The sequence below is a fragment of the Pseudooceanicola lipolyticus genome (genome assembly GCF_002786325.1).
GTDB classification, from domain to species: Bacteria; Pseudomonadota; Alphaproteobacteria; order Rhodobacterales; family Rhodobacteraceae; genus Pseudooceanicola_C; species Pseudooceanicola_C lipolyticus.
Genome location: NZ_PGTB01000013.1, coordinates 1 through 24,652, shown reverse-complemented (window position 1 = coordinate 24,652; position 24,652 = coordinate 1). Strand labels below are relative to the sequence as shown.

Here is a 24,652-nt window from a genome sequence, read left to right as displayed (position 1 = left end):
CTCAGCGCGTCAGGGCCCGGTCGACCCAGGCAAACAGCGTGTCCAGCCGTCCCTTGCCTTCGGCCGTTGCCGGTTTGGGCAGCGCCGGCACTTCGCTGCCGGGGCGGGCGGTGGCGGGATGGCCGGGCTGGTGCGGCTGCGCCTGGGCAACCGGCCCCCGGCGCGGCGGCAGGTAGGTGTTGACCGGGCGATAGCCGAATTCCGCCAGCAGATCGAACCCGCCGCGTTCCTCGGCGGCGCGGCTGACCGCGCTCTCGGGATCGGCAAAATCGCCGAAGGCGCGCGCCCCGGTCGGACAGGCGCGCACGCAGGCGGGAACGCGGTCTTCCTCGGGGATGGTGTCGTTATAGATCCGGTCGACGCACAGGGTGCATTTCTTCATCACGCCGTCGTCGTGGTCATATTCCCGCGCCCCGTAGGGACAGGCCCAGGAACACAGCTTGCAGCCGATGCAGGTGTCGGGATTCACAAGCACGATGCCGTCTTCGACGCGCTTGTAGGACGCGCCGGTGGGGCAGACGGTCACGCAGTCGGGCGTTTCGCAATGCAGGCAGGAGCGCGGGAAATGCAGGGTGCGGTCCCAGCCGGGCGCGCTGACCTCGTAGGAATGAACCCGGTTCAGCCAGACGCCGGACGGATCGGCGCCATAGGGGTCGTGATCGGAGAGCGGCGCCGAATAGCCGCCGGTATTCCACTCCTTGCAGGAGGTCACGCAGGCCTGGCAGCCGACGCAGATGTCCAGGTCGATGGACAGGCCCAGCTTCTTGTCGGAACAGGCGGGAAGAGATGTCATGCCTTGGCCTTTCGGAATTCCGCCCCAAAGGCGAGACGGCGGGGCGAAGCCGGTTGATGGTCGCGCCCCAGCGGCTCGAAGCGCGGCTCGGTCTCGCCGCCGCCCTCGGCCTTCTCGATTGCGACACGCAGGTCGAACCACGCGGCCTGGCCGGTGATCGGGTCGGAGTTGGAATAGCGATAGCCGCCGCCGCCCTCGGGCAGAAGCTCGGAAATCAGGTGGTTCAGCAGGAAGCCCTGGTTGCTTTCGGGCGCGTCGTCATCCAGCCCCCAGGCCCCGCGCCGCTTGCCGATGGCATTCCAGGTCCAGACGGTATGCGGGTTGACCCCCTGCATCAGGCGAACCTGGCATTTGACCCGTCCCTGATGCGAGGACAGCCAGACCCAGTCATCATCACCAACGCCGATCTGCGCGCCCACCGAGCCATGTATGTACAGCCGGTTGGCCGCGGTGATCTGGCGCAACCAGGCGTTCTGCGATCCCCAGGAATGGTACATATGCATCGGGCGCTGGGTGATCGCATGCAGCGGAAAGCCCTGCACCAGTTGCTCTTCCAGCGGCGGATACCAGAACGGCAGCGGGTCGAAATGTGTCTCTATGCGGGCGCGGGCGCGGTCGGGCGGCAGGCGGTCGCCATGGCCGCGCGCGGCAAGCCGGAACCGCTGCAGCGGTTCGCTGTAAAGCTGGAAGATCGTCGGCTCCGGCGACATCCGGATGCCTTTCTCGATGCCCCAGTCGAGATAGCCGCGATTGGCGTGGCGGAAATAGGCATGTTCCGGCGCGATATGCTGGCCGAAAAAGGCGCCGTTCTCGATGTATTTCTCAAGCTGGTCGGGATTCGGCGCGCCGACGCAGGTCTCTGTTCCGCTCGCGCCGCGAAACCCGGCCAGCGGCCCGATGCCCGGTTTGCGTTCGTGGTTCACGATATAATCGGGATAGCCGCCGGGATATTTCGGGCTGCCATCCTCGTTGACGAATTTCGGCAGGCGCAGCCGCGCGCCCAGATCGATCAGCACCTCCTGGAAGCCGCGCACATCGCGGTCCGGCGCGACCACCGGCCAGCGGATCGCATCCGCCACCAGTTCGGGCTCGGAAATCGGCCGGTCCAACAGCGAGATGCAGTCCCAGCGCTCCAGATAGGTGGTGTCGGGCAGGATCAGATCGGCAAAGGGGACGGTCTCGGAATAATAGGCGTCGGAATAGATGATCTTGGGGATCACATAGTCGCCGTTCTCGTCCTGCGCGGTCAGCGCATCCAGCGTGCCCGGAACGTTCATCGACGAGTTCCACGCCATGTTGGCCATATACATGAACAACACGTCGATGCCGTAGGGGTCTTTCTGCGCGGCGTTGTTGATGACCATGTGCATCAGGCCATGCGCGCTCATCGGGGCGTCCCAGGAAAACCCCTTGTCCAGCCGGTTCGGCCCCCCGTTTTCATCCAGCAGCAGGTGTTCCGGCCCGTGCGGAAACCCCAGATGCGGCCCGCCCAGCGGCAGCTCGGGCTTGATGTCACCCGACGCGCCATGCGGCAAAAGGTTTGGCGGCGTCTGCTTGGGATAAGGCGGCTTATAGCGAAAGCCGCCTGGACAATCGATCGACCCCAGCAGGATCTGCAGGATATGGATCATCCGGCAGGTCTGGAACCCGTTGGAATGCGCCGAGATTCCGCGCATCGCGTGCATGCTGACCGGGCGGCCGATCATCTTGTCATGCCTGCGCCCGGCCCAATCGGTCCAGGGCTGGTCCAGCACGATCTCCTCCTGGAAGGCGACATGGGCCAGTTCGCCGGCGATGCGCCGGATCTGCTCGGCCGGAACGCCGGTGCGTTCGGCCACCGCCGCGGGGCTGTAGGCATCGTCCAGATAGCGTTCCGCCATCAGCTCGAAAACCGGTCGGGCGCTGCGCCCGTCGGGCAGGCGATGCCGGCCGGTCAGCACCGGCTGGATGCCCGCGGCTTTGCCGTTGACCAGCCGGCCGCCGGCCCGGTCCCATGCCAGCGGGTTGCCATCCGCATCGCGCGCGAACAGCCCGTCATCGGCCTCGCCCGGCGCATCGACAACCAGCCAGGGCGCGTTGGTATAGCGGACCAGATAGTCGAGGTCGATCTGTTCGGTCCGGAACAGTTCATGGATCAGCGCCCCGACGAACAAACCGTCCGTGCCGGGGCGGATGCCGACCCATTCGTCGGCCACCGCGTTATAGCCGGTGCGCACCGGATTGATCGACACCACCTTGGCCCCGCGCGCCTTCAGCTTGCCGATGCCGATCTTGATCGGGTTGCTGGCATGGTCCTCGGCCACCCCGAACAGCATGAAATACTTGGTCAGGTCCCAGTCCGGATCGCCGAATTCCCAGAACGCGCCGCCGAAGGTATAAAGCCCGCCGGCCGCCATGTTGACCGAGCAGAACCCGCCATGCGCGGCGAAATTCGGGGTCCCGAACTGCATCGCCCAGAACCCCGTCAGGCTCTGGCTCTGGTCGCGCCCGGTAAAGAAGGCCAGCTTGCGCGGATCCGTCTTGCGCACCGCCCCCAACCAGCCGGTCGCGATGTCCAGCGCCTCGTCCCAGGAGATCTCCTCGAATTGCCCCGAGCCGCGCGGCCCGACGCGTTTCATCGGCGCGCGCAGCCGGGCGGGCGAGTAATGCTGCATGATCCCGGCGCTGCCCTTGCCGCACAGCACGCCCTTGTTCACCGGGTGATCGCGGTTGCCCTCGATATAGCGCACCTTGCCGTCGCGCAGATGCACGTCGATGCCGCAGCGGCAGGCGCACATATAGCAGGTGGTTTTCCGCAGGGTGTCGCCCACCGGCTGGTTGGTGTCGACCTCTGGCTGTCCTGGCATCATCCGCTTCACTGGCTGTTGGGTCCTCGGGTCAGGATCGCGCCGGATCAAGCATAAATCAAATTCATTGTATTGCTGGTTTCGTTCGATCCGATATATGATTTTACATGACGTTCGAACAACTCAGGGTCTTTGTCGTCGTTGCCGAACGGCTGCATGTCACACGCGCCGCCGAGGCGCTGAACCTGACGCAATCGGCGGTCAGCGTGTCCATCGCCAAGCTTGAAGAGCAGTCGGACGTCAAGCTGTTCCACCGGATCGGCCGCGGGATCGAGCTTTCCGAGGCAGGCAAGATATTTCTCGAAGAGGCGCGTCAGATCCTCGCCCGCATGGACTCGGCACGGGTGGTGCTGCAGGATCTGGCACGCGAACCCCGCGGCCGCCTGCGGGTATATTCCAGCCAGACGGTGGCCAGCTATTGGCTGCCGCCGCGGCTGGTCGGGTTGCACGAAGCCTTCCCCGAAATCGACATCCAGGTCACCGTCGGCAACACCGCGCAGGTGGCCGCGGCGGTCGGCGAAGGGCGTGCCGATGTCGGCTTGGTCGAGGGCGAGGTCGGGGATTCGACGCTGCACCAGCAGGTCATCGGGCAGGATCACCTTGTCATCTGGGTCCGCCAGGACCACCCCTGGGCCGGCTGTCGGCGGGTCGAGCCGGCAGACTATGACAAGTCGCGCTGGATCCTGCGCGAGCGCGGCTCGGGCACGCGGGCCGAGTTCGAGCGCCATCTCGCGCAGACCGGGGTCGCGCTGGAGGACCTGACGGTGAGTTTCGAATTGCCGTCGAACGAGGCCATCCTTGGGGCCATCGCGGCGGGCGGCCACGCCACCGCCCTGTCGGACCTGGCACTGACCCACGCGCCTTCGCTTGCAACCGTCCGCATGGACGGCGGCGCGCGCCGCTTCTCGGCCCTCACGCATCCCAGCCGCCACCGCACCCGGGCGATGGCGGCCCTGTTCGAAGTGCTCGGCTGCCCGCTGCAAAACAGCCACCAGCCGGCATAGGCCTGCGCGCGATGCGCCGGGGCATGACCCGCGCCTTACTTTGAAACGCCGCCAGCGGCGGCCCCGGCCTATTGGCGCAAAGTCGCCCGCTCGCGGCCTTCCACCGCCTTCAACGCCGGGCGCGCGCCGCAGCGCTTGACCCAGGCCTGCACCGAGGGCTGCACCGGCATGGCATCCGGCAGCCATTGGAACGGGCTCGACAACAGCAGGTCGACCGCCGAATATTCCTCGCCCAGCAGATAGGGCTGGTGCTCCAACACTTCGGAAAGGCGGGCAAACATGGTGTCCAGGTCGCGGAACGTGGTGTGCAGGGCGGGATGTTCGATCTTCGCCCAGTCCAGGACCAGCACGGGTTCCATCACGCCCTGGTAATAGAAGAGCCAGCTGAGAAAGGCGCCGCGCTGCGGGTGTCCGACCGGACGGCCAAGGCCCGAGTCGGGGAACCGGTCCGTCAGATAGGCAACGATGGCGCCGCGCTCGCGCACGTGGTCGGTGCCCTCGGTCAGATAGGGAACCTTGCTCTCGGGATGCGGGTTGCGCGGATCGGGGCCACCGCTGCCATCCTGACGGGCGACGGTGACCTCGATCACCTCGATCTGGTCGGCGATGCCCATTTCCTGGATCAGCACGATGATCGAGGACGAGCGCGAGTTGGGTGCGTGGTAGAGGGTTGGCATTGGGTGCCTCCTGAAGGTTGCGGTGCCTTGCCATAGCCGCCCCCTGCTGACAGATTGCGTCAGCATGGCCCGGACCGACCGCCTCATGCGCCTGATGGACGCGCTGCGCCGCCTGCCCGCGCCGGTTACCGCCGCGCGGCTGGCGACCGAAACCGGCGTGTCGCGGCGACAGCTGTATCGCGACATCGCCACGCTGCGCGCCGGCGGCGCCCTGATCGATGGCGAGGCCGGGCTGGGTTACCGGCTGACCGAGGATCCGGCCTTACCGCCGCAAAGTTTCTCGCGGCTCGAGATCGAGGCGCTTGTGCTTGCCGTCGGAGACCTGCGCCAGACCGGCGACGCGGCGCTGGAGGCGGCGGGCCAATCGGCCCTGGCCCGGATCATCGCCACCCTGGCCGACCAGCAGGCGCGACAGGCCATGCACACCGTCTTGCGCAGCTTCCGGCCGCCCCCTACCCGCGCGGCGGTTGCGGTGGACATGGCGCTGTTGCGGCGCGCCTGCTGGGAGGAGCTGGCGCTCGACCTGCGGTATCGCGATCTCAAGGGCCGGATCACCGAGCGCGAGGTCTGGCCCCTGGGCATCAGCTATTCGGATCGCACGCTGATGCTGCTGGTCTGGTGCTGCCTGCGGCAGGACTGGCGGATTTTCCACGCCTCGGGGATCGAACAGGCCGAGCTGAACGGGCGCAGCTTCAGACCCCGGCGCGTGTCCTTGTTGCGCGAATACGCGGCAACGCAGGCCCGCACTGAATCGTCGATACAAGCATAGCGGCAACCGATCCGCGCGGGAAGGCCGCCCCTGCCCTCCCATGCTGCGGCCTGCAAGCTCACGGCGCCGTCCCATTGGCCGGCCGCCAGCAGGCTTCGCCATGACATTGCGAATGTTTCCCGATAGGACTGTCGGCCGAAATACCTCCTTTGCCGATGGATATACGCAATGTCCCAGCCAACCATGGCCGCAGGTTTCGCCGCAGCGTTTCTGGACTATGCCGTCCGGCAGGGTGCCCCGAGGCCAGCGCTCTTGGCCGCGTCGGGCCTGGTGGAGGCCGATATCGCCGACCAGGACGCGCGGGTTTCGGTCGCCGCCTACCAGGCGCTGATCGCGGCCGCCATGGCGGCAACGGGGGATACCGCGCTCCTGCTCAAACATACGCTGGACTCCCGGCTCGAGACGATGTCGATCGTCGGGCAGATCATGCACTCCGCGCAATCGCTCGCCCACGCCATCGGGCAACTCAACCGCTACCTGCATCTGATCACCGAGCTCGACGTTGCAAGCGCCCCGGAGCGGTTCGAATTGCTCGACCAGGACGGCGCGGTCTGGATTGTCGACCACGTCGCCGTCTCTGGGCCGGATTACATCATGCTCGAGGCGTCATTCGCACGTTTCATCAGCGAGTTCCGCCGGTCCTTTCCGGGCGCAACCTTCGCGCTGGAGATGGAGGTGACCTATCCGCCACCGCCGCACGCGGCCGAATATCCGGACCTGTTCCAGGTCCCGGTGCGGTTCAACGCCGCGCGCAATGCCCTCAGGATCGACCCGGTCTGGCTCAGCGACGCCTCCGACTTCGAACCGGGCCACGCCTATTCCTTCGGCATCTTCTCCCGCCACGCCGATGGGCTGCTCGAGGCGCTGGGGCGGTCGGACCGGCTGCGCGACCGGATCGAGGCGGCGATCCTGCCCAACCTGCACGAGGGCTCCCTGTCGATGTCCAAGCTGGCGCGCGACCTGGGCATGAGCCGGCAGACGCTATATCGCCGGCTCAAGGCCGAAGACGAAACCTTTGCCGAGATCCATGACGACCTGCGCCGCCGCATGGCGCTGGACTATCTGACCGCGCGCAAGGTTTCGGTGAACGAAACCGCCTACCTGCTGGGCTTCTCCGAGGCCTCTTCCTTCGTGCGCGCCTTCAAGCGCTGGACCGGGCACAGCCCCACCGCCTATCTCGATCGGGGCTGCTGACCCCGGATCGTCGCAATCTGATACGCAGTGTCAATTTCCTGATCTCTGCGGTCATGTCGGTCCGCTGCTTGGCCCTCTACCTAATGCCCATCGCATACACCCGATGATGGACAAGCCATGACACCCCTGATCCCGACATTCTGCGCCGCCGCGCTTGTTCTTTCGGCCTGCGCGGAAAGCGGCGCCAACTATACCCCGATTTTGGATGGCGCGCCGTCTGCCGCGTTCCAAAGCGATCTGTCCGCATGCCAGACGCTGGCGCGCAACCAGCGGCAGTTCGATCAGGAAACCGCCGCCGCGGCGGTTCTGGGCGCGGGCACCGGCGCGTTGCTTGGCGAACTCGATGACGAGGGCGATGCCCTTGGCGGGGCCGTGGCCGGCGCGCTGGTCGGCGGGATCGCCGGGGCCGTAGATGCCAGCGAGCGGCGCCAGGCAATCGTTCTGAACTGCCTGCGCGGCCGTGGCCACCGCGTGGTTGGCTGAGGAGGATTCGCCATGCCCCGTATTCTGCACTATCGCCGCCACCGCTTTGACGCGCTGATGACCCTGCTGACCGGCCGGGGCGGCGCGGCGGGCGCAGCGATTGCCCGGTGCCTCGTGGCCGGGAGCGTTCTGCTCCTACGGCGGAACGACCCCAACCAGGCGTCGGCGCGCTAGCCGCGGATTTCGCCCGTCAGCCAGGACCGGAACGTCTCGATCTCGTCGCGTCCGCCGGTGTCATCGTTGAACACCAGGTAATAGGCCTCGCGAATCGGCAGGCAGTAGTCGAAGGGCGACACCAGGCTGCCGCGCTCCAGGAAGGGCTGCGAGAAGCTCTTGTGGATCAGCGCAGCACCGAAACCCGCGGCAATCGACTGCAGCGCGATCAACGAGGAATCCGCCGTAAGCCAGACCGGCGGCTCGGGACAGCCCAGATCGAACTGGTCCGACAGGCGGCGCCACTCGATCTCGGAGCCGAGCACCGGGACGATCCCGGCCTGAAGCATATCCTGCACGCGCGGGTCGGCCCCGAAGGATTTCAGGTGATCGGGGTGGCAGACCACGGTGGCGACCTCGTCGCCGAGTTTCCAGATATCCGTTTCGTTCCAGTGGCCGGTGCCGTAACGGATGTCGACATCAATGGTTTCGTGATCCATCCGGTCGGACCAGACTGCCGTCGAGAGCGCGATCTCGATATCGGGATACAGGTCGTGAAAGGCCTTCAGCCGCGGCGCCAGCACAAGCGTCGCATAGGAAATCGAGGCGCGGATGCGCAGCTTGCGCTTGCGACGCACGTGGAAAAGACCGTCGGTCGCCTCCTGCATCTCGAAAAAGGATTTGCGGACCGGCAAGGCATAGGCCTGCCCCATGTCGGTAAGCACGACCCCCCGCGGCAGGCGCCGGAACAGCGGCGTGCCAAGGTACTTTTCCAACAGGCGAATCTGCTGGCTCACCGCCGCCGGGGTCAGGTTCAGCTCGATGGCCGCATCGGAAAAGCTGCTGTGGCGTGCCGCGGCTTCGAAGGCTCTGAGCCAGGTCACGTGGGGCAGTCGCATCGGGCACCTTCGGTCATAAGCGGATCGGAGAAGCGGGCAGTATCGATCATATAGTCTGCGCCAACGATGTGAATCGCGCGAGCCTCAAATTGACGGCACCCAATGGCGCAAGATCGATTGTTTGTCACCCGGGCATCTCGGCGTCCACAACCGGACCATATTGCAGGACCGTGGATGATGAAAAACGCCTCATATGATTACGTCGTCGTCGGCGCCGGCTCGGCCGGTTGCGCGCTGGTCGAAAGGCTCACGCGCGACGGCCGGACGCGCGTCCTGCTGATCGAGGCGGGCGGCTCCGATCGGCGCTTCTGGATCAAGGTGCCCGTCGGGTACGGGGTCAATTTCGCCAATCCGCGCCTGAACTGGGGCTACCATACCGAACCGGACGCCGCGTTGAACGGGCGCCGCGTCTATTGGCCGCGCGGCAGGGTGATCGGCGGATCAAGCTCGATCAATGCCATGGCCTATATGCGCGGGTTGCCTGAGGATTACGATGGCTGGGCAAGTGCCGGGGCCGCAGGCTGGGCCTGGCACGACGTGCGCCCCGTCTTCGATGGCATGGAGCGCCACCTTGAACGCGGCACGGATGGCAGGCCGTGCACACGCGGCGCCGGGCTGCTGACCGTCAGCGATCTTGGCGATCAGATGACTCCCTTTTCCGCCCGGTTCCTCGCTGCGGCCGAGGACTGCGGCTGGACCACCTGCGCCGATCTCAGCTCGGTCACCCAAGAAGCCGTCGGCTATTACCGCAGCACCGTCAGACACGGGATGCGCTGCTCGGCCGCGGACGCTTTTCTTGCCCCGGCCCGCAAGCGGGGCAACCTGCGGGTAATGACCGACGCCCTGGTCGAGCACATCACCTTCGACGGCACGCGGGCAACCGGGCTGCGGCTGCGCACAGGCGGAGAGGCCTTCGAGGTGACCGCCGGGCGCGAGGTGATCCTCTGCGCCGGCGCCGTCAATTCTCCCAAGCTGTTGCAGCTGTCCGGCATCGGCGCGCCGGACCGGCTGCGCGCTCATGGTCTGACGGTCCGCCATCGCCTACCCGAAGTCGGGCGGGGCCTTCAGGATCACCTCGCCATCTCGCACGTCTTCCGGGCCACCGCGCCGACGCTCAACAACATTCTCGGGCGCCTGCCGCCGCGCCTTCTGGCCGGGCTGCATTATCTGGCCCGGCGGCGTGGGCCGCTGAGCGTACCGATCAACCAGGTCGGCGGATACCTGTGCAGCGACCCCGCGCTGGCGGTGCCGGACATGCAGATCTACTGCAATCCGCTGTCCTACTGGGCCGCCCCGGACGGGCGGCCGGTCCTCGACCGCGAGCCGGGCTTCATGCTCAGCGCCCAGCTTTGCCGCCCCACCAGCCGGGGCGAGATCGCGATCCGCTCCGCCGATCCGGCCGCGCCGCCGCTGATACGGCCCAACTCGCTGGCAACAGAATATGACCGCGCGGGCGCGCGCCGCGCCATCGCGCTGATCGACCGCATCGCCGCGGCGCCCGCGCTGTCCGCGGTCACGCAAACCCGCCTGGTGCCTGCGCCCGAGACGCGGGATCCCGATGCCCTGATGGAGGATTTCCGCGAACGCGCCTCCACCGTCTTTCACCCCACATCCACCTGTCGCATGGGCCACAGCGCCCAGGATTCGGTGCTGGACGCCCGGTTGCGCGTGCATGGGCTGTCGGGCCTGCGGGTTGTCGACGCCTCGGCCTTTCCGGCCGTGACCTCGGGCAACACCAACGCCCCCACGATGATGCTGGCCGTGCGCGCCGCCGAGATGATCCTCGAAGATGCCGCGACCGGAAACCACGAAAGGGTGCTCGCCCATGCGTCTTGAGCAAATCGAAACCTTCGTCTTCGGCAACCCGCCGCCCCGCCACGGCGGGCGCTATTTCATCTTTGTCCGGCTGACCACGGCCTGTGGGATCACCGGCGTGGGCGAGATTTACAATGCCACTTTCGGGCCCGATCTGGTGGCGGCGATGGCGGTGGACATGTTCACCCGCCAATTCGAGGGCGCCGATCCGCACCATATCGAGCGCCTGTGGCGCCAGAGCTACGGCGCAGGATTCACCCAGCGGCCCGACGTGACGGTGATGGGCGTGCTCAGCGGGCTGGAAATGGCCTGCTGGGACATCATCGGCAAGGCGGCGGACCAGCCGGTCTATCAGCTGCTTGGCGGCCGGGTGCAGGACCGCCTGCGCAGCTATACCTATCTGTATCCGCCCGAGGGCGACGTTTATCCCGCACCGGGCGCGCCCAGTGTCTATGACGACCCCGACCTTGCCGCCGAAGCGGCGGCAAAGGCGGTGGCGCAGGGCTTTACCGCCGTCAAGTTCGACCCGGCCGGCCCCTATTCCATCTACGACGGTCACCAGCCGCGCATGGAGGACCTGACGCGGTCCGAGCGCTTCTGCAAACGCATCCGCGAGGCCGTGGGCGACCGCGCCGACCTGCTGTTCGGCACCCACGGGCAATTCACCGTCTCGGGGGCAAAGCGCATGGCCCGGCGGCTGGAGGCTTACGACCCGCTTTGGTTCGAAGAGCCGGTGCCGCCCGAGAACCCGGCGGACATGGCCGAAATCGCCCGCCACACCTCAATCCCGGTGGCGGCGGGCGAACGGCTCTGCACCAAGCACGAATTCGCCCGCCTGCTCGAAACCGGCGCAGCCTCGATCCTGCAGATGAACCTCGGCCGGGTCGGCGGGCTCTTGGAGGCCAAGAAGATCGCCGGCATGGCCGAGACCCGGCAGGCCCAGATCGCGCCGCATCTCTATTGCGGTCCGGTGGTCGCCGCGGCCAACATCCAGATCGCCGCCTGCAGCCCGAATTTCCTGATCCTCGAAAGCATCGGCCGTTTCGAGGGGCCCTACATGTCCTGCCTCAAGACCGGCATCACCTGGCAGGACGGCTATGTCATCCCGCCCGACAGCCCCGGCCTTGGCGTTGAACTCGACGACGCGGCCATCGCCGCGTCCCCCTATACCGATACCGAGCTGCATCTGACGATGGCGACGCAGCCGGTAATCCCCTGAATTTCGGAAGGAAAAGCGATGCAAACGCTCGACACTTTCTACATCGGCGGCGCATGGGTGACCCCGGACGGACAAGCAACCATGCCAATCCGGAACCCCGCCGATAACAGCCGGATCGGAACCCTCACGCTGGGCAGTCCGGCGGATGTGGACCGTGCCGTTTCTGCCGCCAAGAACGCCTTTGAGAGCTTTTCGCGCACCACCAAGGACGAGCGGCTTGCGCTGCTGCACAAGCTTCTGGAGATCACCAGGCGGCGTCAGGGCGAACTTGCCCGTGCCATGACCACTGAAATGGGCGCGCCGGCGACCATGTCCCACGATGTCCAGGCCGCAAGTGCAATCGGGCATCTCGAGGCGTTCATCGCCGCGCTGGACGGCCTGCCCGAGGAAGAGACCCTGCCCAATGGCGACATTCTCACGCGCGAACCGATCGGCGTCGTCGGCATGATCACCCCCTGGAACTGGCCGATCAACCAGATTGCGCTCAAGGTCATCCCGGCGCTGGCCACCGGCGCGACCTGCGTTCTGAAACCCTCCGAACACACGCCGCTATCGGCCAACATCTATGCCGAGATCGTGCACGAGGCCGGCTATCCGGCCGGCGTCTTCAACCTGGTCCACGGCGACGGGCCCGGCGTGGGCGCGGCAATCGCGGGCCATCCCGACGTCGCGATGGTCTCGTTCACCGGTTCGACCCGCGCCGGGACCGAGGTGTCGCGCGCCGCGGCGCCGGGCGTCAAGCGCGTGACCCTGGAACTGGGGGGCAAGTCGCCCAACCTGGTCTTTGCCGATTGTGACCTGGAAACGCGCATCGCCGAGGGGGTCGCAGAGTGTTTCGACAATACCGGCCAGTCCTGCAACGCGCCCACGCGGATGTTGGTGGAACGGTCCTGTTACGATCGCGCGCTGCAGCTTGCCCGCCGCGCCGCCGAGGCGCAGAAGGTCGACGACCCGGCGAAGGCGGGCGACCATATCGGCCCGCTGTTTGACGAAATTCAGTATGACCGCGTGCAGGCGATGATCCAGGCCGGCATCGACGAAGGCGCCACCCTGCTGACCGGCGGGCTGGGCAAGCCCGAGGGCCTCGAAGACGGCTGGTTCGTGCGCCCAACGGTCTTTGCCGATGTCGACAACGCGATGACGATCGCGCGCGAAGAAATCTTCGGCCCGGTGCTGGTGATGATCCCCTTCGAGACCGAGGAAGAGGCCATCGCCATCGCCAATGACACCGATTTCGGCCTTGCCGCCTTTGTGCAGACGGGTGACGCCGCCCGGGCGCGCCGCGTCGCCGACCGCCTGCGCGCCGGCGTCATCGCCATCAACGGGCGCGGCACCGATTACGGCTCGCCCTTCGGTGGCTACAAGAAATCCGGCAACGGCCGCGAGGGCGGAGTCTTCGGCCTGGAGGACTACCAGGAAATCAAGGTGCGCGCGCCCTTCGTGGCCTGACCCGCGCTGCCGGCAGGGGCGCAACGTTCAAGATCGCGCCCCGCCGGTCCGATGAAACCCCGGGCCCCGGCCTCCGGCCTTGGGCCCGTCAGTCGATAAGCGTGTCGGCGCGCTGCCCGGCCCGCTCGTGATGCACCGGCAGGGTCCGGCCATAAAGCTGCTGTGTGCGCTCGACACTGCCCACCATGTCCGGCGCCTGGACATAGGAAAAGATCGCGACATAGCGCGGTCGCGACCCTGCCAAGGGCGCAACACGATGCAGCGAGTACCGGCCCTTGAACAGCTGCAGGTCGCCGGGTTCCAGTTCCAGCGACACGACCCGGTCCGAGATGCCGTCCAGCACCTTTGCCACCTCGTCGAAATGCTCGTCCACGGTATCGCGTATCATCGGCGCATATTCGAAGGCTCCGCCCTCGTCCGCGTTTTGCAGCGCCAGCGTGACGGTGAAGTTGTTGGTATCGAAATGCCAGGGAAACCCGTTCCCGGCGCCCGCGGCGTTCACGATGACATCCGCCAGCGGATCGGCATAGCGGAAAAACCGGTCCTCGGATTCCTCCAGGCAGTCGCGGATGAAGGTGTCGAATCCGGCGCAATCATGGATCGTCCGCAGCGCCCCGCCCGGTTCGAAGTTATCCGCCGGGATGAAGGCGTTGGACCGGTCGAAGAAACGCCGCCGCGGATCGCTTTCCGGCAAGGTCGGGTCTTCCTTGGTGAAATAGGCATTCGTGCGCGAGTGGCTGGCATGGCTCTTGTCTGCCACCGCATCGGTTTCCGCCACCGCGGCGGCCACACCCGCCGGGGTCAGGAACCCCTTCAACACCGCGCAGCCACGCGCCGCCAGCCCGGCCCGCACTTCGGCAAGCACCGCGTCGCGGGCAGGACCGGGGGTCGAGATCGGATAGCGGTGCAGATCGATCAGGTCAGTCGCCAACATGGGTATTGCTCCGTTCAGGGTGATACCGGCCGAAAAAACCCGGCCGGCAGGTTGCCGGACCACGCGCGCAAGCTGCAGGGCGCCGACGTTCCGGGGGGCTCAGGCGCGCTGCAGATCCGGTTCCGGGGCGATCCGCCCGTCAAATCCCTGATAGGCCAGCACACGATGGGTGCTGCGCAGCGCACCCCGGTCGGTATAGCAGCCGCGCAGATGGCGCTTGCCGCTATCGGCGACATAGCCTTCGCGCCCGTGGACGATGCGGTGGTTGTCGAAGATCACGCAATTGCCCGCCTCCGAGCGGAACCGCACCAGAAAGCGCTCTTCCTGCATCATCTTCAGGAACTTGACGAAAGCCGGATAATAGTCGTCCAGCAGGGTCTGCGGCAGGTCCATCGCGTCCTGCAGGTGTTGAGAGATGGTCACCCCGGTCACGCGCCCCTCGGGATCGGTCTCGATCACGCGCTGATGGGCGCGGTAGTCCCAGTTGTCGTGGCGGTAGAAGAACGGGATCTTGTTGTTGGCAAGCAGGTGGAAGGCGGCGGGGTCTTCCTGGCGCAGGGCTTCGGCCACCGCGGCACCGTCAAGAAACAGCGACAGGCCGCCCTCGACGCTGTTCTCCAGGCAATGCAGGAACTGCACGCCGGGCGCGGCTTCCTCGCCCGGCAAGTCGGTATGCATCTCCAGCGGCCCGGCGGTGAAGGCCAGGTTGGTCGGCGCGATCTCGACCCGCACGTCGAAAAACAGCCCCTCGGCCGAGGGCGTGATCGGCCCGATCGCCTCGACCAACCGCGGCAGGCTGTCCTTGCCGCCGTCCATGCCGGTGACGATGGCAATGCCGTCCTCGATCAGCGCGCGGGTCAGTTGCGCCCGCGCGGCCGGGTCGGTCAGCACCGCCTGTTGCGGCACCCGCAAGAAGCTTGCGCCGCGATCGGCATACCACAGGTTTCGCGGCAGGTCGGCCGGGTCCTCGGCACGGCCGCGCGTGGCAAAGCTTTCCAGCAGCGCCAGCGGAATGCGGCTGACCTGCGCCTCGGACTGCCAGTCCACCACCAGCACGTCGCCCTCGATATGGGCCTGCCGCGCGCGCGGCAGCGAGGGCAGCGAGGCAACGTCGAAAATTCGCTCGCGCGTTTGCGGGTCGATGCAGCTGGGGCAGACATCCCGCAGCCAGCAATAGTTGAAATATGTCTCGCCCGCCGCAAGCGGAACGGACAGGCCAGTGTCGGTCAGGATGATCTGGGTCATGGGCGCACTCATTGGCTGGCGATCAGGTGGCGTAGTCAGAGGACTCGTGGTCGAGGATCCGGCGGATCGCGGTCAGATGCGCCTCGGCCTGTCCCGGATAGTTTTCCAGGTCGCGCGCGGTCTGCTCGGCGATCTCGTCCGGAATCCGGCGCAGGGGCTGGCCGGTCTGAAGCGCGCGGATATAGGTCTCGGCCGCACGCTCGAAGTAATAGAGCCGGTTGAAGGCATCGCCGACGGTGTCACCCAGAACGAGAACGCCGTGATTGCCCATCACCATCACCTTCTTCGCCGGGTCGGACAGCATCGCGGCACAGCGCTCGCCCTCGTCCTCGAAGGCCAGCCCGCCGAACTGTTCATCGATGACGACGCGATTGTAGAAGGTCGCCGTGTTCTGGTCGATCGGCGGCAGCGTGCTGTCGGCAAGCGAGGCCAGGACGGTTGCAAAGATGGAATGGGCGTGCATCACGCAGCGCGCATGCGGACAGCGCCGGTGGATGGATCCGTGCAGCCCCCATGCGGTCGGGTCCGGCGCGTCGGGCCGGTTCAGCACATCGGGGTCATTGGCGTCGAGCAGCAGCAGCTCTGACGCGCGAATGCGCGAGAAATGCACCTGGTTGGGGTTGATCAGAAACTGCGTCCCCTCCGCGTTCACGGCGAGGCTGAAATGATTGGCCACGGCTTCGTGCATGTTCAGGCGCGCGGTCCAACGGAAAGCGGCTGCCAGATCGCTGCGCTCCTGCCAAAGGGTCAGGTTCGGCGACTCATCAAGGCTCATCGCGCTCACTCCGCCGCGACGGGGCGCGCCCGCCCCGGGGGAAAGACCTCATAGCCGGGCTCTTCCGGCTCGTCGTCGATCAGTTCCGCGGGAAAGCCCTCGGCAAGGATCGACAGGCCCGTCGCCTCTTCGAGGCGGCGGATGATGTCATCGGTATTGGCACGCTCGCCATAGCGCGACTGGCCGTCCTTCATGATGTCGATGATCATCGGCGACATCTCCAGCGGCACGTTGTTGCGCTCGGCAATGGTCTGGAACAGTCCGAGATCCTTCAGGATCAGGTCCATGGTAAAGCTCACGTCCCGCGAGCCGTTCAGGATCAGCTGGCTTTCGGTCTCGTGCACAAAGCTGGTCCCCGACGAGATCTTCATCGCCTCGTAGGTGGTGGCCAGGTCCATTCCGGCCGCCTTCATGGTGACCAGTGCCTCGCAGCAGGTCAGCAGGTTCGCCGTGGCCAGATAATTGGTCATCACCTTCAGCGTCGAGGCCGTGCCGACGGCGCCGGTATGCAGCACCCGCCGGCCAAGGCGTGTCAGAAGCGGCAGAACTCTTTCAAAGGTCTGGCGGTCGCAGCCCGCGAAGATCGAGATATTGCCCGTATCCGCCCGGTGGCAGCCACCTGAAACCGGGCAGTCCACGGCAGTGCCGCCCTTCTGCTCGACCAATGCGGCCAGGCGGCGGATCTCGGCCTCGTCCGTGGTCGACATTTCAAGCCAGGTCTTGCCCGGCCCGACCTCGGGAAGCATCTCGTCCATGATGGCGGCCGAGATCGCCGGCGACGGCAGGCAGGTGATCACCACGTCGCACTCGCGCATCAGCGCCGCGGCGTTTTCGGCGATGCCCGCACCGCGGGCGGCGAAATCCGCCATCACCTGCGCGTTCCGGTCCAATACGGTAAGGTCGATCCGGTTGCGCAGGAGGCTGCCGGCCAGTTTTCCGCCCACGTTCCCGAGGCCGATGAACCCGACTTTCATGATGTACTCCGATGCGTCGATGAAATTTGCCCTGAGCGTGCCAAACTTTTTGCCGGCTTAGAAACGATGGCTTTGAACGCTCAGGGGAAAATCTCGTTGAAGCAGTTTCGCCCGCCCGGCCATATCGGCTGCAGATAAGCTGCGGCGCCCTCGGCCCTGCGCCGCGCACAGCAGAACTCACCCGCGGCAGACAGGCCGTGCCTGTCAGCTGCGGCACCGCTTACCGCTGTCAGGGCGTCCGCGTCTCAGACCTCGCCAAGGCGTTCGTTGGCCTCGTCGATCCGCCGCAGCCGGGCGCTGGCCGCGCGCCCGGCTTTCAGGGTCGTGCGGGTGACGATCTGATGGCACAGGTTGACAACGGCAGCGTGGTTGAATTGCGGGCTGGAGGTTTCGATCCGGCACCGGAAATGCCAGTTCACCCGCTCGTCAGGCCCGGCGCCGTCGTCGGTGATCATCGCGGTGGCCACCCCGACCCGGCCCAGTTCGGCGATCAGCCGGTCGGTATTGGCGGCGCGCCGGCGCAAGGCCACCACGATCACCAGATCCTCGCCGGTCATTTCGGCGGTGTATTCGCCCAGGCTTTCGCCGGCCTGCGGAATCACCGTCGCCGCCGGGATCACCTTCAGCAGCTGCCAGTACAGATAATCGGCAAACACCCGGCTGATCCGATAGCCGATCAGCCAGACACGGCGCGCCGACAGCATGGCCTCGGCCAATTGCTCCAGCTCCGCCGGATCGATGCGCTCGAGCGTCCAGGCGACATTGGCCATCTCTTCCCGCATCAGATCGGCCAGCGGGCTCTGCCCCCACAGCGGTTCGGCATGGGCGATGAAATGGCGCGACCCGGTCTGGCGCTCGTCGCGGGCGGCGCGGCGGGCGACCTCATAGCTTTCAAACCCGATGCGGCGCACGAAACGTGATACCGTGGCCTTCGACACGCCGCTGAGGCGGGCCAGTTCCTGCGCGTCGTAAGCGGCTAGATCGCCGGGAAAATCGAGCAGGAAGCTGCCCAGCTTGTGCTCGGCGCGGTGCAGCTCCGGCAGGACGGCGCGAATCCGGGCCAGAAAGGTGGTGGGCGTGTCAGCCTGAAACTGTGGTTCCATATTTTCAATCTGCCGCACAGGGGGCGGAATCACAAGACAAGGGAGGGAGAATCACGGCCGCTCCGGTCAGGGACAGGTCCAAAACCCCTATTGCAAGGGGGAATTCATCCCAAAGGCGCGGCAAATTTGGGCAAAGATCCGGCGCGATGCACAGCCGGATGGCGAAACTGCAGTTTTTTCGGGCTTCCACACAGAAACTTCAGTTTCATGTATTTGTGGAATCGCCAAACCGTGAAACTGTGATTTCACCAACAGCAGAGAGGATGTCCCGATGCACCGCAGAACCCTTCTTGCCACCGCCATCGCCGCGCTGGCAACCGCCGCGCTTCCGGTTGCGGCCGATACCGCCTGGCCCGAGCGCCCCGTCCGCATCCTGGTCTCGTTCCCGCCCGGCGGCTCATCCGACCTGGTCGCGCGCCTGCTGTCCGAGAAGCTCTCTGCGCAGCTGGGCCAGCAATTCGTGGTCGAGAACAAGCCCGGCGCGGCGGGCACTGTGGCTGCCTCGGCGCTGCAACAGGCCGCGCCCGACGGCTACACGCTGATGCTGTCCAACCTGACGCCGTTCAACGTGGCGCCGATCCGGTTTCCCGACACCCCCTATGACCCGATCGACGATTTTGACCACATCACCTATGTCGGCACCGTGCATCTTGGCTTGTTTGCGGCGCCGTCGGTCGACACCGCCGATCTGGCCGCCTTTGTCGAAAAGGCCAAGGCCGAGCCGGGCTTTTATGAATATGGCAGTTCCGGCGTCGGCTCGTGGGGCCACATCATCGCCGAGCAGTTCCAGGCCGAAACCGGGGCCGAGCTGTTTCACATCCCCTACAAAGGGTCCGGCCCGATGCGGCTCGATTTCATGAGCGGCGTGGTGCCGATGATCTTCGACGCGGTGCCGCAGAACCTGCCGGCGGTGCAGGACGGTTCGGCAATCCCGCTGGCGGTCTCGGCCCCCGCGCGCATCGCCTCGCTGCCCGAGGTGCCGACCTTTGTCGAAGCCGGCTATGACATCGTCGCCGAAAACTGGCTGGGCGTCAGCGCCCCGGCGGGTGTGGCCGACGAAATCAAGGCCAAGCTCGACACCGCCCTGACCGCGGCCATGGAGATGGACGACGTCAAGGCCCAGTTCGACACCTGGGGCCTGATCCGCGAGCCCAAGACCAGCGATGAATTCTCGGCCTATGTCGCCGATCAGCTGACCAAATGGACACCGCTGGTCACCGCGGCATCGCAATGAGCGGCGACATGAAAATCGCGGTCTTCTTCGTGGGCGAGGTGCAGGATGACGGCTTTAACGCCTCTGCCCTCGCCGGGGCCGAGCGGGCGGCGCAGGACGGGCTGGCAGCGATCACCCTGGTTTCGGGTGTGCGCTACGACCAGGACGAGATCCGCGCCCGCCTCGCCGAGGTGGTGCCTGAGGTCGACGGGCTGGTGTTCATCGGCGGCCAGGGCAACATCGCCACGCCGGAAATCGCCGCCCGCCACCCTGACAAGCGCTTTGCCATCGTGCAGGGTCAGAAAACCGGCGCCAACCTGGCCAGCTATGACGTGCGCCAGGAAGACTCGGCCTTCCTGGCCGGTGTCCTGGCGGCGCATCTCAGCCGGACCGGCATTGTCGGGCATCTGTCCGGGCACCGGGTGCGGCCCGGGCTGAAAGGGCGCGCCGCCTTTGTCGCCGGTGTCGCCCATGCCGATCCCGGGGTAAAGGTGCTGACCGGCTTCTGCGGCACCCAGGATGACAGCGCCGTCACCCGGCGCTGGGCCAAGGCCGAAATCGCCGGCGGCGCCGATGTCCTCTTCACCATGCTGAACGCCGCCCGGCGCGGCGCGGTCGAGGCCTGCCGCGCCGGCCGCGTGTGGCAGATCGGCAATGCGCTGGACTGGGTGGCAAAGGATCCGGAGGTGTTTGTCGCCTCGGCGCTTGCCCGGATCGATCTGGGAGTCGAACGCGCAATCGGCGACATGGTTGCCGGGCACTGCCCCGAGGCGATTGTCGAGTTCGGGCTGAACACGGGCGACGCCGTGTCGCTGCGCCTCGGCTCCGCGGTGCCCGCCGCCGCCGCCACCGCGGTCGAGGCCGCGGCCAGCGCGCTCCGGGCCGGCCGGATCTCGATTCCCGACACGTATGACGGCCCGGAATTCGAACCCGAGGCGGTGCGATGCGACGGCTGATCTCGCATCTCGGCCCGCTCCTGATGCTGGGGGCCGGGCTGATCTTTGCGATCGGCGCGATGACCTCGCTGGAACTCGGGTCGCTGCGCCGCATGGGGCCCGGCGCCTTTCCCCTGCTGGTCGGCGGGCTGCTCTGCCTGCTGGCGCTGATCGGGCTGGTGCAGAACCTGCGCCATCCGATACCGGTGCAGGCCGCCGATCCGATGGCGGTGATCGGCGTGGCCGGCGGCGTCGCCGCCTTCGCGCTGTTCACGCCGCTTGCCGGTGTGCTGCCCGCAACCGCGCTGGCGGTGCTGGTCACCGGCACGGTGATCCCCGGCTTTCGCTGGTCGCACCGCATTGCCCTGGCGATCGGCGTCGCCCTGGCCGTCTGGCTGATCTTCGTGCTTGGCCTCGGCATTCCCTTCATCGCCATCCGGGGGCTGTAACATGGACCTACTCGACAATCTGGCCCTGGGCCTCAGCACCGCCGCCACCATTCAGAACCTGCTCTATTGCTTTGTCGGGGTGTTCCTGGGCACGTTTATCGGCGTGCTCCCCGGGGTCGGCCCGCTGGCGGCGGTTGCCATGCTGCTGCCGGTCTCGTTCTACCTGCCGCCGGAAACTGCCCTGGTGATGCTGGCCGGGGTCTATTACGGCGCAGAATATGGCGGCTCGATCGCTTCGATCCTGCTGAATATCCCCGGCACCCCCTCGGCCTCGGTCACCTGTCTTGACGGCTATCCGATGGCGCAGCAGGGCCGCGCCGGCATCGCGCTGTTTTCCACCGCGATGGCCTCGATGTTCGGCGCCCTGTTCGGTGTCGTGGTCATGGTGCTGCTGTCGCCGCGGCTGGCGGAATTCGCGCTGCTGTTCCAGCCGGCCGAATATTTCTCGGTGATGGTGCTGGGCCTCGTCGCCGCCTCGGTGGTCAGCACCTCCGGGGCCACGCGCGGGCTGATGATGGTTTGCCTGGGCATCCTGCTGGGCACCATCGGCGTCGATGTGAATTCGGGCGAGACCCGGTTCACCGGCGGCATCCAGGAATTGCGCGACGGGGTCTCTCTGGTGGTGGTCGCGATGGGGCTGTTCGGCATTTCCGAGGTCATGGTCTCTCTGCGCGGCGCCACCCAAAGCTATGCCGGCGCCGGGCTGATCGGCAGCATGTTCCCCACCGCCGCCGAATGGGCGCGCAGCCTGATGCCGGCGCTGCGCGGTTCGGTAATCGGCAGCTTTTTCGGCACCCTTCCGGGCACCGGCCAGACGGTTGCCAGCTTTGTCAGCTATGCCCTGGAAAAGCGGGTCAACAAACGCGCCCACCAGTTTGGCAAGGGCGCGATCGAAGGCGTGGTGGTGCCCGAAGCCGCCAACAACGCCGCCGCCCAGACCGCCTTTATTCCCACCCTGACGCTGGGCATTCCGGGATCGACCACGATGGCGCTGATGCTCGGGGCGCTGATGATCCACGGGATCACCCCGGGCCCGCGGCTGATCTCGGACCATCCCGAGCTGTTCTGGGGCCTCGTGGTCAGCTTTGTCTTCGGCAACATCTTTCTGCTGGTACTGAACATCCCGCTGATCGGCATCTGGGTCCGCCTGCTGCGGGTGCCGCATTACTATCTCTACCCGACCGTCATCGTGCTGATCTGCGTCGGCGTCTATTCGATCTCGAATTCGCTCACCGATGTCTGGGCCACGCTGATCTTCGGCGCCATCGGCTATGGTCTCCGGCTGTTCAGGTTCGAACCCGCGCCGCTGCTGATCGGCTTCGTGCTCGGCCCGATGATGGAGGAATATTTCCGCCGGGCGATGCTGTTGTCGCGCGGCGATGCCACCGTGTTCCTGACCCGCCCCGGCAGCGCCGCGCTGCTGGCGGGTGCGGTGCTGCTGCTGGCGGCAACGCTGTTCCCGTGGCGGCAGTGGCTGGCCCGTGCAATCACCCGCGCAAGGGGCCGGATCCGCAGCTGACCGGTGCCCAAGGCGCGGGCTGGTTCCGATCCGCGCCCGTTGCGGGCGCCACCGCGCGGGCAGTGCCGCTATACCGTCTTGCCCTTGCTCAGCTGGTCCAGCCAGGCCTCGGCCTCGCGCAGGATCTGGGCGCGGTCGTCTTCGTCGCGCTTGTCCCAGTTGCGATAAATCACCTTCATGCGCGGGTTGTCTTCGAACCGGTCGCGGTGGCGGTCGATGAAATACCAGTACAACAAGTTAAACGGGCAGGCGGTCTCGCCGCTTTTGGCCTTCACGTCATAGGCGCAGTCGCGGCAATAGTTCGACATCTTGGCAATGTAATTGCCCGACGAGACATAGGGTTTCGAGGCGACGATGCCGCCATCGGCGAACTGGCTCATCCCCACCGTGTTCGGCGCCTCGACCCATTCATAGGCATCGGCATAGACCGACAGGTACCATTCATGCACCTCGGCCGGATCGATCCCGGCCAGCAGGGCGAAATTGCCGGTGATCATCAGGCGCTGAATGTGGTGGGCATAGGCGTATTTGCGGGTCTGGGCGACGACCTCGGCCATGCAGGCCATCCGCGTCTCGCCGCCCCAGTACAGGTCCGGCAGCCCGCGCTGGTGATTCAGCGCGTTGCGGCGGGCATAGTCGGGCCCTTCGAGAAAATAGACCCCGCGGACAAATTCGCGCCAGCCGATGATCTGGCGGATGAATCCTTCGGTCGCGTTCAGCGGCGCCTTGCCATCCTGCCAGGCCTGTTCGCAGCGCTGGCACACCTCCAGCGGGTCCAGCAAACCGATATTCAGATAGGGCGAGATCACCGCGTGCCACAGCATCGGCTCGCCGCGCAGCATCGCGTCCTGGTAATCGCCGAATTTTGGCAGGCCGTGCTCGATGAAATGGTCCAGCACCTTCAGCGCCTGCTTGCGGTCGGTGGCAAAGCCAAACGGGCGCAGGTCGCCGAAATGGTCGCCGAACCGCTCCTCGACCAGATCCAGCACCTGGTCGACCGTGTCATCGGGGGCAAAGCTCAACGGCTCGGGCGGATCGGCATCGTCGCTGGCGGGCTTGCGGTTGTCCGCGTCATAATTCCAGCTGCCCCCGGCGGGGTCGTCCCCCTCCATCAACAGCCCGGTCTTGCGGCGCATCTCGCGGTAAAACCATTCCATGCGCAATTCCTTGCGGCCCTCGGCCCAGTCGGCGAATTCGCTGCGCGAACACAGGAACCGGTCGTCCGGGTGCTGGTGCAGGGTCAGCGGCAGATCGTCCAAAGCCGCGATCAGGCGCCATTCACCGGGCGTGGTGGCGATCACCTCGTCGGCCTCGAAGGCCTCGGCGCGGCGCAGCAGCTCGCCGGGGATCGACCCGGCATTGTCGCTGTCGTCCAGCCGCGCATAGGCCACCTGCCAGCCATCCGCTTCGAGATTGGCGGCGAATTTCCGCATCGCCGCCAGGACCAGCGCGATCTTTTTCGGGTGGTGCGGGACATAGCGGGCCTCGTCCATCACCTCGGCCATCACCACCACGTCGCGCTCCTTGTCGGCGGCGCGCAGCGCGGCGATTTCGGTGGTCAGCTGGTCGCCCAGCACCAGCACCAGGCGGGGTTTCACCATGGCACCACCTGTCCGGCCCAGTCGAAGAATTGCCCGCTCTGCTCTGGCCCCAGCCCGTCCAGCACATCCAGCAGGTTGGCCGCCGCCTGCGCTGCCGCGACCTTCTTATGCGCCGGGTAATCTTGGGTGAACGCGGTCTCGACGGTGCCGGGATGCAGCGCGACCACCACCGCCTCGGCATGGGTGCGGGCCAGTTCGATGGCGGCGGTATGCACGATCTGGTTCGCCGCCGCCTTGGCGGCGCGATAGCTGTACCAGCCGCCCAGCCGGTTGTCGCCGATCGAGCCGACCCGCGCGGTCAGCACCCCGACAACCGACCGCCCCCTGCGCGGCAGCAATCGCGGCGCATGGCGCAACACCAGGGCCGGGCCAATGGCGTTCACCGCCAGCACCTGCGCCATGCTGCGCGCCTCGATCTCGGCCAGCGATTTCTCCGGGCGGCTGTCGGGCGGGGCCAGGATGCCGCTGGCAATCAGCAGGCTGTCAAACGGGCCATCGAGCCGGTCCAGACCGGCCGCGACCGAGTCGGGATCGGCCAGGTCGAAGCCGTCCTGCGAGCGCGACAGCCGCGTGACCGTGTCACCCCGCTGTTCCAGCGCCGCG

23 protein-coding genes are annotated in these 24,652 nt (G+C 66.5%); 12 read left to right on the top strand and 11 right to left on the bottom strand.

Features of this window, described 5'->3' with window-relative positions:
* Position 1 precedes the first annotated feature (1 nt).
* Positions 2–793 carry a 4Fe-4S dicluster domain-containing protein gene (locus CVM52_RS06495; RefSeq protein ID WP_100161697.1) on the bottom strand — a complete coding sequence of 264 codons (792 nt, stop codon included), beginning with the start codon at positions 791–793 and terminating at the stop codon, positions 2–4.
* On the bottom strand, positions 790–3,642 hold the full coding sequence (locus CVM52_RS06490) for a molybdopterin oxidoreductase family protein (protein ID WP_100161696.1): 2,853 nt from the start codon (positions 3,640–3,642) through the stop codon (positions 790–792). Before CVM52_RS06490 ends, CVM52_RS06495 begins: the two co-directional genes overlap by 4 nt.
* Before the next feature lie 104 nt (positions 3,643–3,746).
* Here CVM52_RS06490 and CVM52_RS06485 point away from each other — a divergent pair, with 104 nt between their 5' ends.
* Positions 3,747–4,643, top strand: coding sequence for a LysR substrate-binding domain-containing protein (locus tag CVM52_RS06485; RefSeq protein WP_100161695.1), 897 nt, complete (start codon positions 3,747–3,749; stop codon positions 4,641–4,643).
* 68 nt (positions 4,644–4,711) lie between these two features.
* Here CVM52_RS06485 and CVM52_RS06480 read toward each other — a convergent pair whose 3' ends face one another.
* The gene (locus CVM52_RS06480) at positions 4,712–5,320 is read right to left on the bottom strand and encodes a glutathione S-transferase family protein (RefSeq protein WP_100161694.1); all 609 of its coding nucleotides are present in this window, start codon (positions 5,318–5,320) and stop codon (positions 4,712–4,714) included.
* A gap of 64 nt (positions 5,321–5,384) precedes the next feature.
* Between CVM52_RS06480 and CVM52_RS06475 the strand changes: the two genes are divergently transcribed.
* From CVM52_RS06475 to CVM52_RS26825, 4 genes are all read left to right on the top strand, one after another.
* Positions 5,385–6,089 carry a helix-turn-helix transcriptional regulator gene (locus CVM52_RS06475; protein WP_100161693.1) on the top strand — a complete coding sequence of 235 codons (705 nt, stop codon included), beginning with the start codon at positions 5,385–5,387 and terminating at the stop codon, positions 6,087–6,089.
* Between the two features lie 168 nt (positions 6,090–6,257).
* Entirely contained in the window at positions 6,258–7,283 is a 1,026-nt protein-coding gene (locus CVM52_RS06470; RefSeq protein WP_100161692.1) for an AraC family transcriptional regulator, read from the top strand.
* Positions 7,284–7,400: 117 nt separating this feature from the next.
* Positions 7,401–7,766 carry a YMGG-like glycine zipper-containing protein gene (locus tag CVM52_RS06465; protein ID WP_100161691.1) on the top strand — a complete coding sequence of 122 codons (366 nt, stop codon included), beginning with the start codon at positions 7,401–7,403 and terminating at the stop codon, positions 7,764–7,766.
* A gap of 12 nt (positions 7,767–7,778) precedes the next feature.
* Entirely contained in the window at positions 7,779–7,940 is a 162-nt protein-coding gene (locus CVM52_RS26825; protein ID WP_172720927.1) for a hypothetical protein, read from the top strand.
* On the opposite strand, the gene CVM52_RS06460 is transcribed toward CVM52_RS26825, so the two are convergent.
* Positions 7,937–8,818: a LysR substrate-binding domain-containing protein gene (locus CVM52_RS06460; RefSeq protein ID WP_100161690.1), complete on the bottom strand. Its 882-nt coding sequence runs from the start codon at positions 8,816–8,818 to the stop codon at positions 7,937–7,939. The two genes, CVM52_RS26825 and CVM52_RS06460, sit on opposite strands and share 4 nt — an antisense overlap.
* 177 nt (positions 8,819–8,995) lie before the next feature.
* Between CVM52_RS06460 and CVM52_RS06455 the strand changes: the two genes are divergently transcribed.
* From CVM52_RS06455 to CVM52_RS06445, 3 genes are read left to right on the top strand one after another with little or no spacing between them, the layout of a single operon-like run.
* Positions 8,996–10,654 (top strand): GMC family oxidoreductase, encoded by a 1,659-nt coding sequence (locus CVM52_RS06455; RefSeq protein ID WP_100161730.1) that lies wholly within the window; start codon positions 8,996–8,998, stop codon positions 10,652–10,654.
* On the top strand, positions 10,644–11,852 hold the full coding sequence (locus tag CVM52_RS06450; protein ID WP_100161689.1) for a mandelate racemase/muconate lactonizing enzyme family protein: 1,209 nt from the start codon (positions 10,644–10,646) through the stop codon (positions 11,850–11,852). Before CVM52_RS06455 ends, CVM52_RS06450 begins: the two co-directional genes overlap by 11 nt.
* Before the next feature lie 18 nt (positions 11,853–11,870).
* Positions 11,871–13,301, top strand: a complete 1,431-nt coding sequence (locus CVM52_RS06445; RefSeq protein ID WP_100161688.1) for an aldehyde dehydrogenase family protein — start codon at positions 11,871–11,873, stop codon at positions 13,299–13,301.
* Positions 13,302–13,389: 88 nt separating this feature from the next.
* Here the strand turns inward: CVM52_RS06445 and CVM52_RS06440 are convergent, their stop codons facing one another.
* From CVM52_RS06440 to CVM52_RS06420, 5 genes are all read right to left on the bottom strand, one after another.
* A complete protein-coding gene (locus CVM52_RS06440) occupies positions 13,390–14,235 on the bottom strand; it encodes a HalD/BesD family halogenase (protein WP_100161687.1) in 846 nt (281 codons plus the stop codon).
* 99 nt (positions 14,236–14,334) lie between these two features.
* Positions 14,335–15,480 (bottom strand): TauD/TfdA family dioxygenase, encoded by a 1,146-nt coding sequence (locus CVM52_RS06435; protein ID WP_240620881.1) that lies wholly within the window; start codon positions 15,478–15,480, stop codon positions 14,335–14,337.
* 22 nt (positions 15,481–15,502) lie between these two features.
* Entirely contained in the window at positions 15,503–16,255 is a 753-nt protein-coding gene (locus CVM52_RS06430; RefSeq protein WP_100161729.1) for a class II aldolase and adducin N-terminal domain-containing protein, read from the bottom strand.
* Positions 16,256–16,260: 5 nt separating this feature from the next.
* Positions 16,261–17,229 (bottom strand): NAD(P)-dependent oxidoreductase, encoded by a 969-nt coding sequence (locus CVM52_RS06425; RefSeq protein ID WP_100161685.1) that lies wholly within the window; start codon positions 17,227–17,229, stop codon positions 16,261–16,263.
* 245 nt (positions 17,230–17,474) lie between these two features.
* Positions 17,475–18,332: a MurR/RpiR family transcriptional regulator gene (locus tag CVM52_RS06420; RefSeq protein ID WP_100161728.1), complete on the bottom strand. Its 858-nt coding sequence runs from the start codon at positions 18,330–18,332 to the stop codon at positions 17,475–17,477.
* Positions 18,333–18,603: 271 nt separating this feature from the next.
* Between CVM52_RS06420 and CVM52_RS06415 the strand changes: the two genes are divergently transcribed.
* The 4 genes from CVM52_RS06415 to CVM52_RS06400 are packed head-to-tail and all read left to right on the top strand — an operon-like array spanning position 18,604 to position 22,448.
* Positions 18,604–19,566, top strand: a complete 963-nt coding sequence (locus tag CVM52_RS06415) for a Bug family tripartite tricarboxylate transporter substrate binding protein (protein ID WP_100161684.1) — start codon at positions 18,604–18,606, stop codon at positions 19,564–19,566.
* Between the two features lie 8 nt (positions 19,567–19,574).
* The gene (locus CVM52_RS06410; RefSeq protein ID WP_172720926.1) at positions 19,575–20,501 is read left to right on the top strand and encodes a BMP family protein; all 927 of its coding nucleotides are present in this window, start codon (positions 19,575–19,577) and stop codon (positions 20,499–20,501) included.
* Entirely contained in the window at positions 20,489–20,929 is a 441-nt protein-coding gene (locus CVM52_RS06405) for a tripartite tricarboxylate transporter TctB family protein (protein ID WP_100161682.1), read from the top strand. Before CVM52_RS06410 ends, CVM52_RS06405 begins: the two co-directional genes overlap by 13 nt.
* A gap of 1 nt (position 20,930) precedes the next feature.
* Positions 20,931–22,448: a tripartite tricarboxylate transporter permease gene (locus CVM52_RS06400; protein WP_100161681.1), complete on the top strand. Its 1,518-nt coding sequence runs from the start codon at positions 20,931–20,933 to the stop codon at positions 22,446–22,448.
* 68 nt (positions 22,449–22,516) lie between these two features.
* Here the strand turns inward: CVM52_RS06400 and CVM52_RS06395 are convergent, their stop codons facing one another.
* Both CVM52_RS06395 and CVM52_RS06390 read right to left on the bottom strand, forming a co-directional pair.
* The gene (locus CVM52_RS06395; protein ID WP_100161680.1) at positions 22,517–24,049 is read right to left on the bottom strand and encodes a cryptochrome/photolyase family protein; all 1,533 of its coding nucleotides are present in this window, start codon (positions 24,047–24,049) and stop codon (positions 22,517–22,519) included.
* Positions 24,043–24,652 (bottom strand): SDR family oxidoreductase (locus CVM52_RS06390; protein WP_100161679.1); only part of this gene is annotated, 610 nt, incomplete at its 5' end. The genes CVM52_RS06395 and CVM52_RS06390, both read right to left, overlap by 7 nt.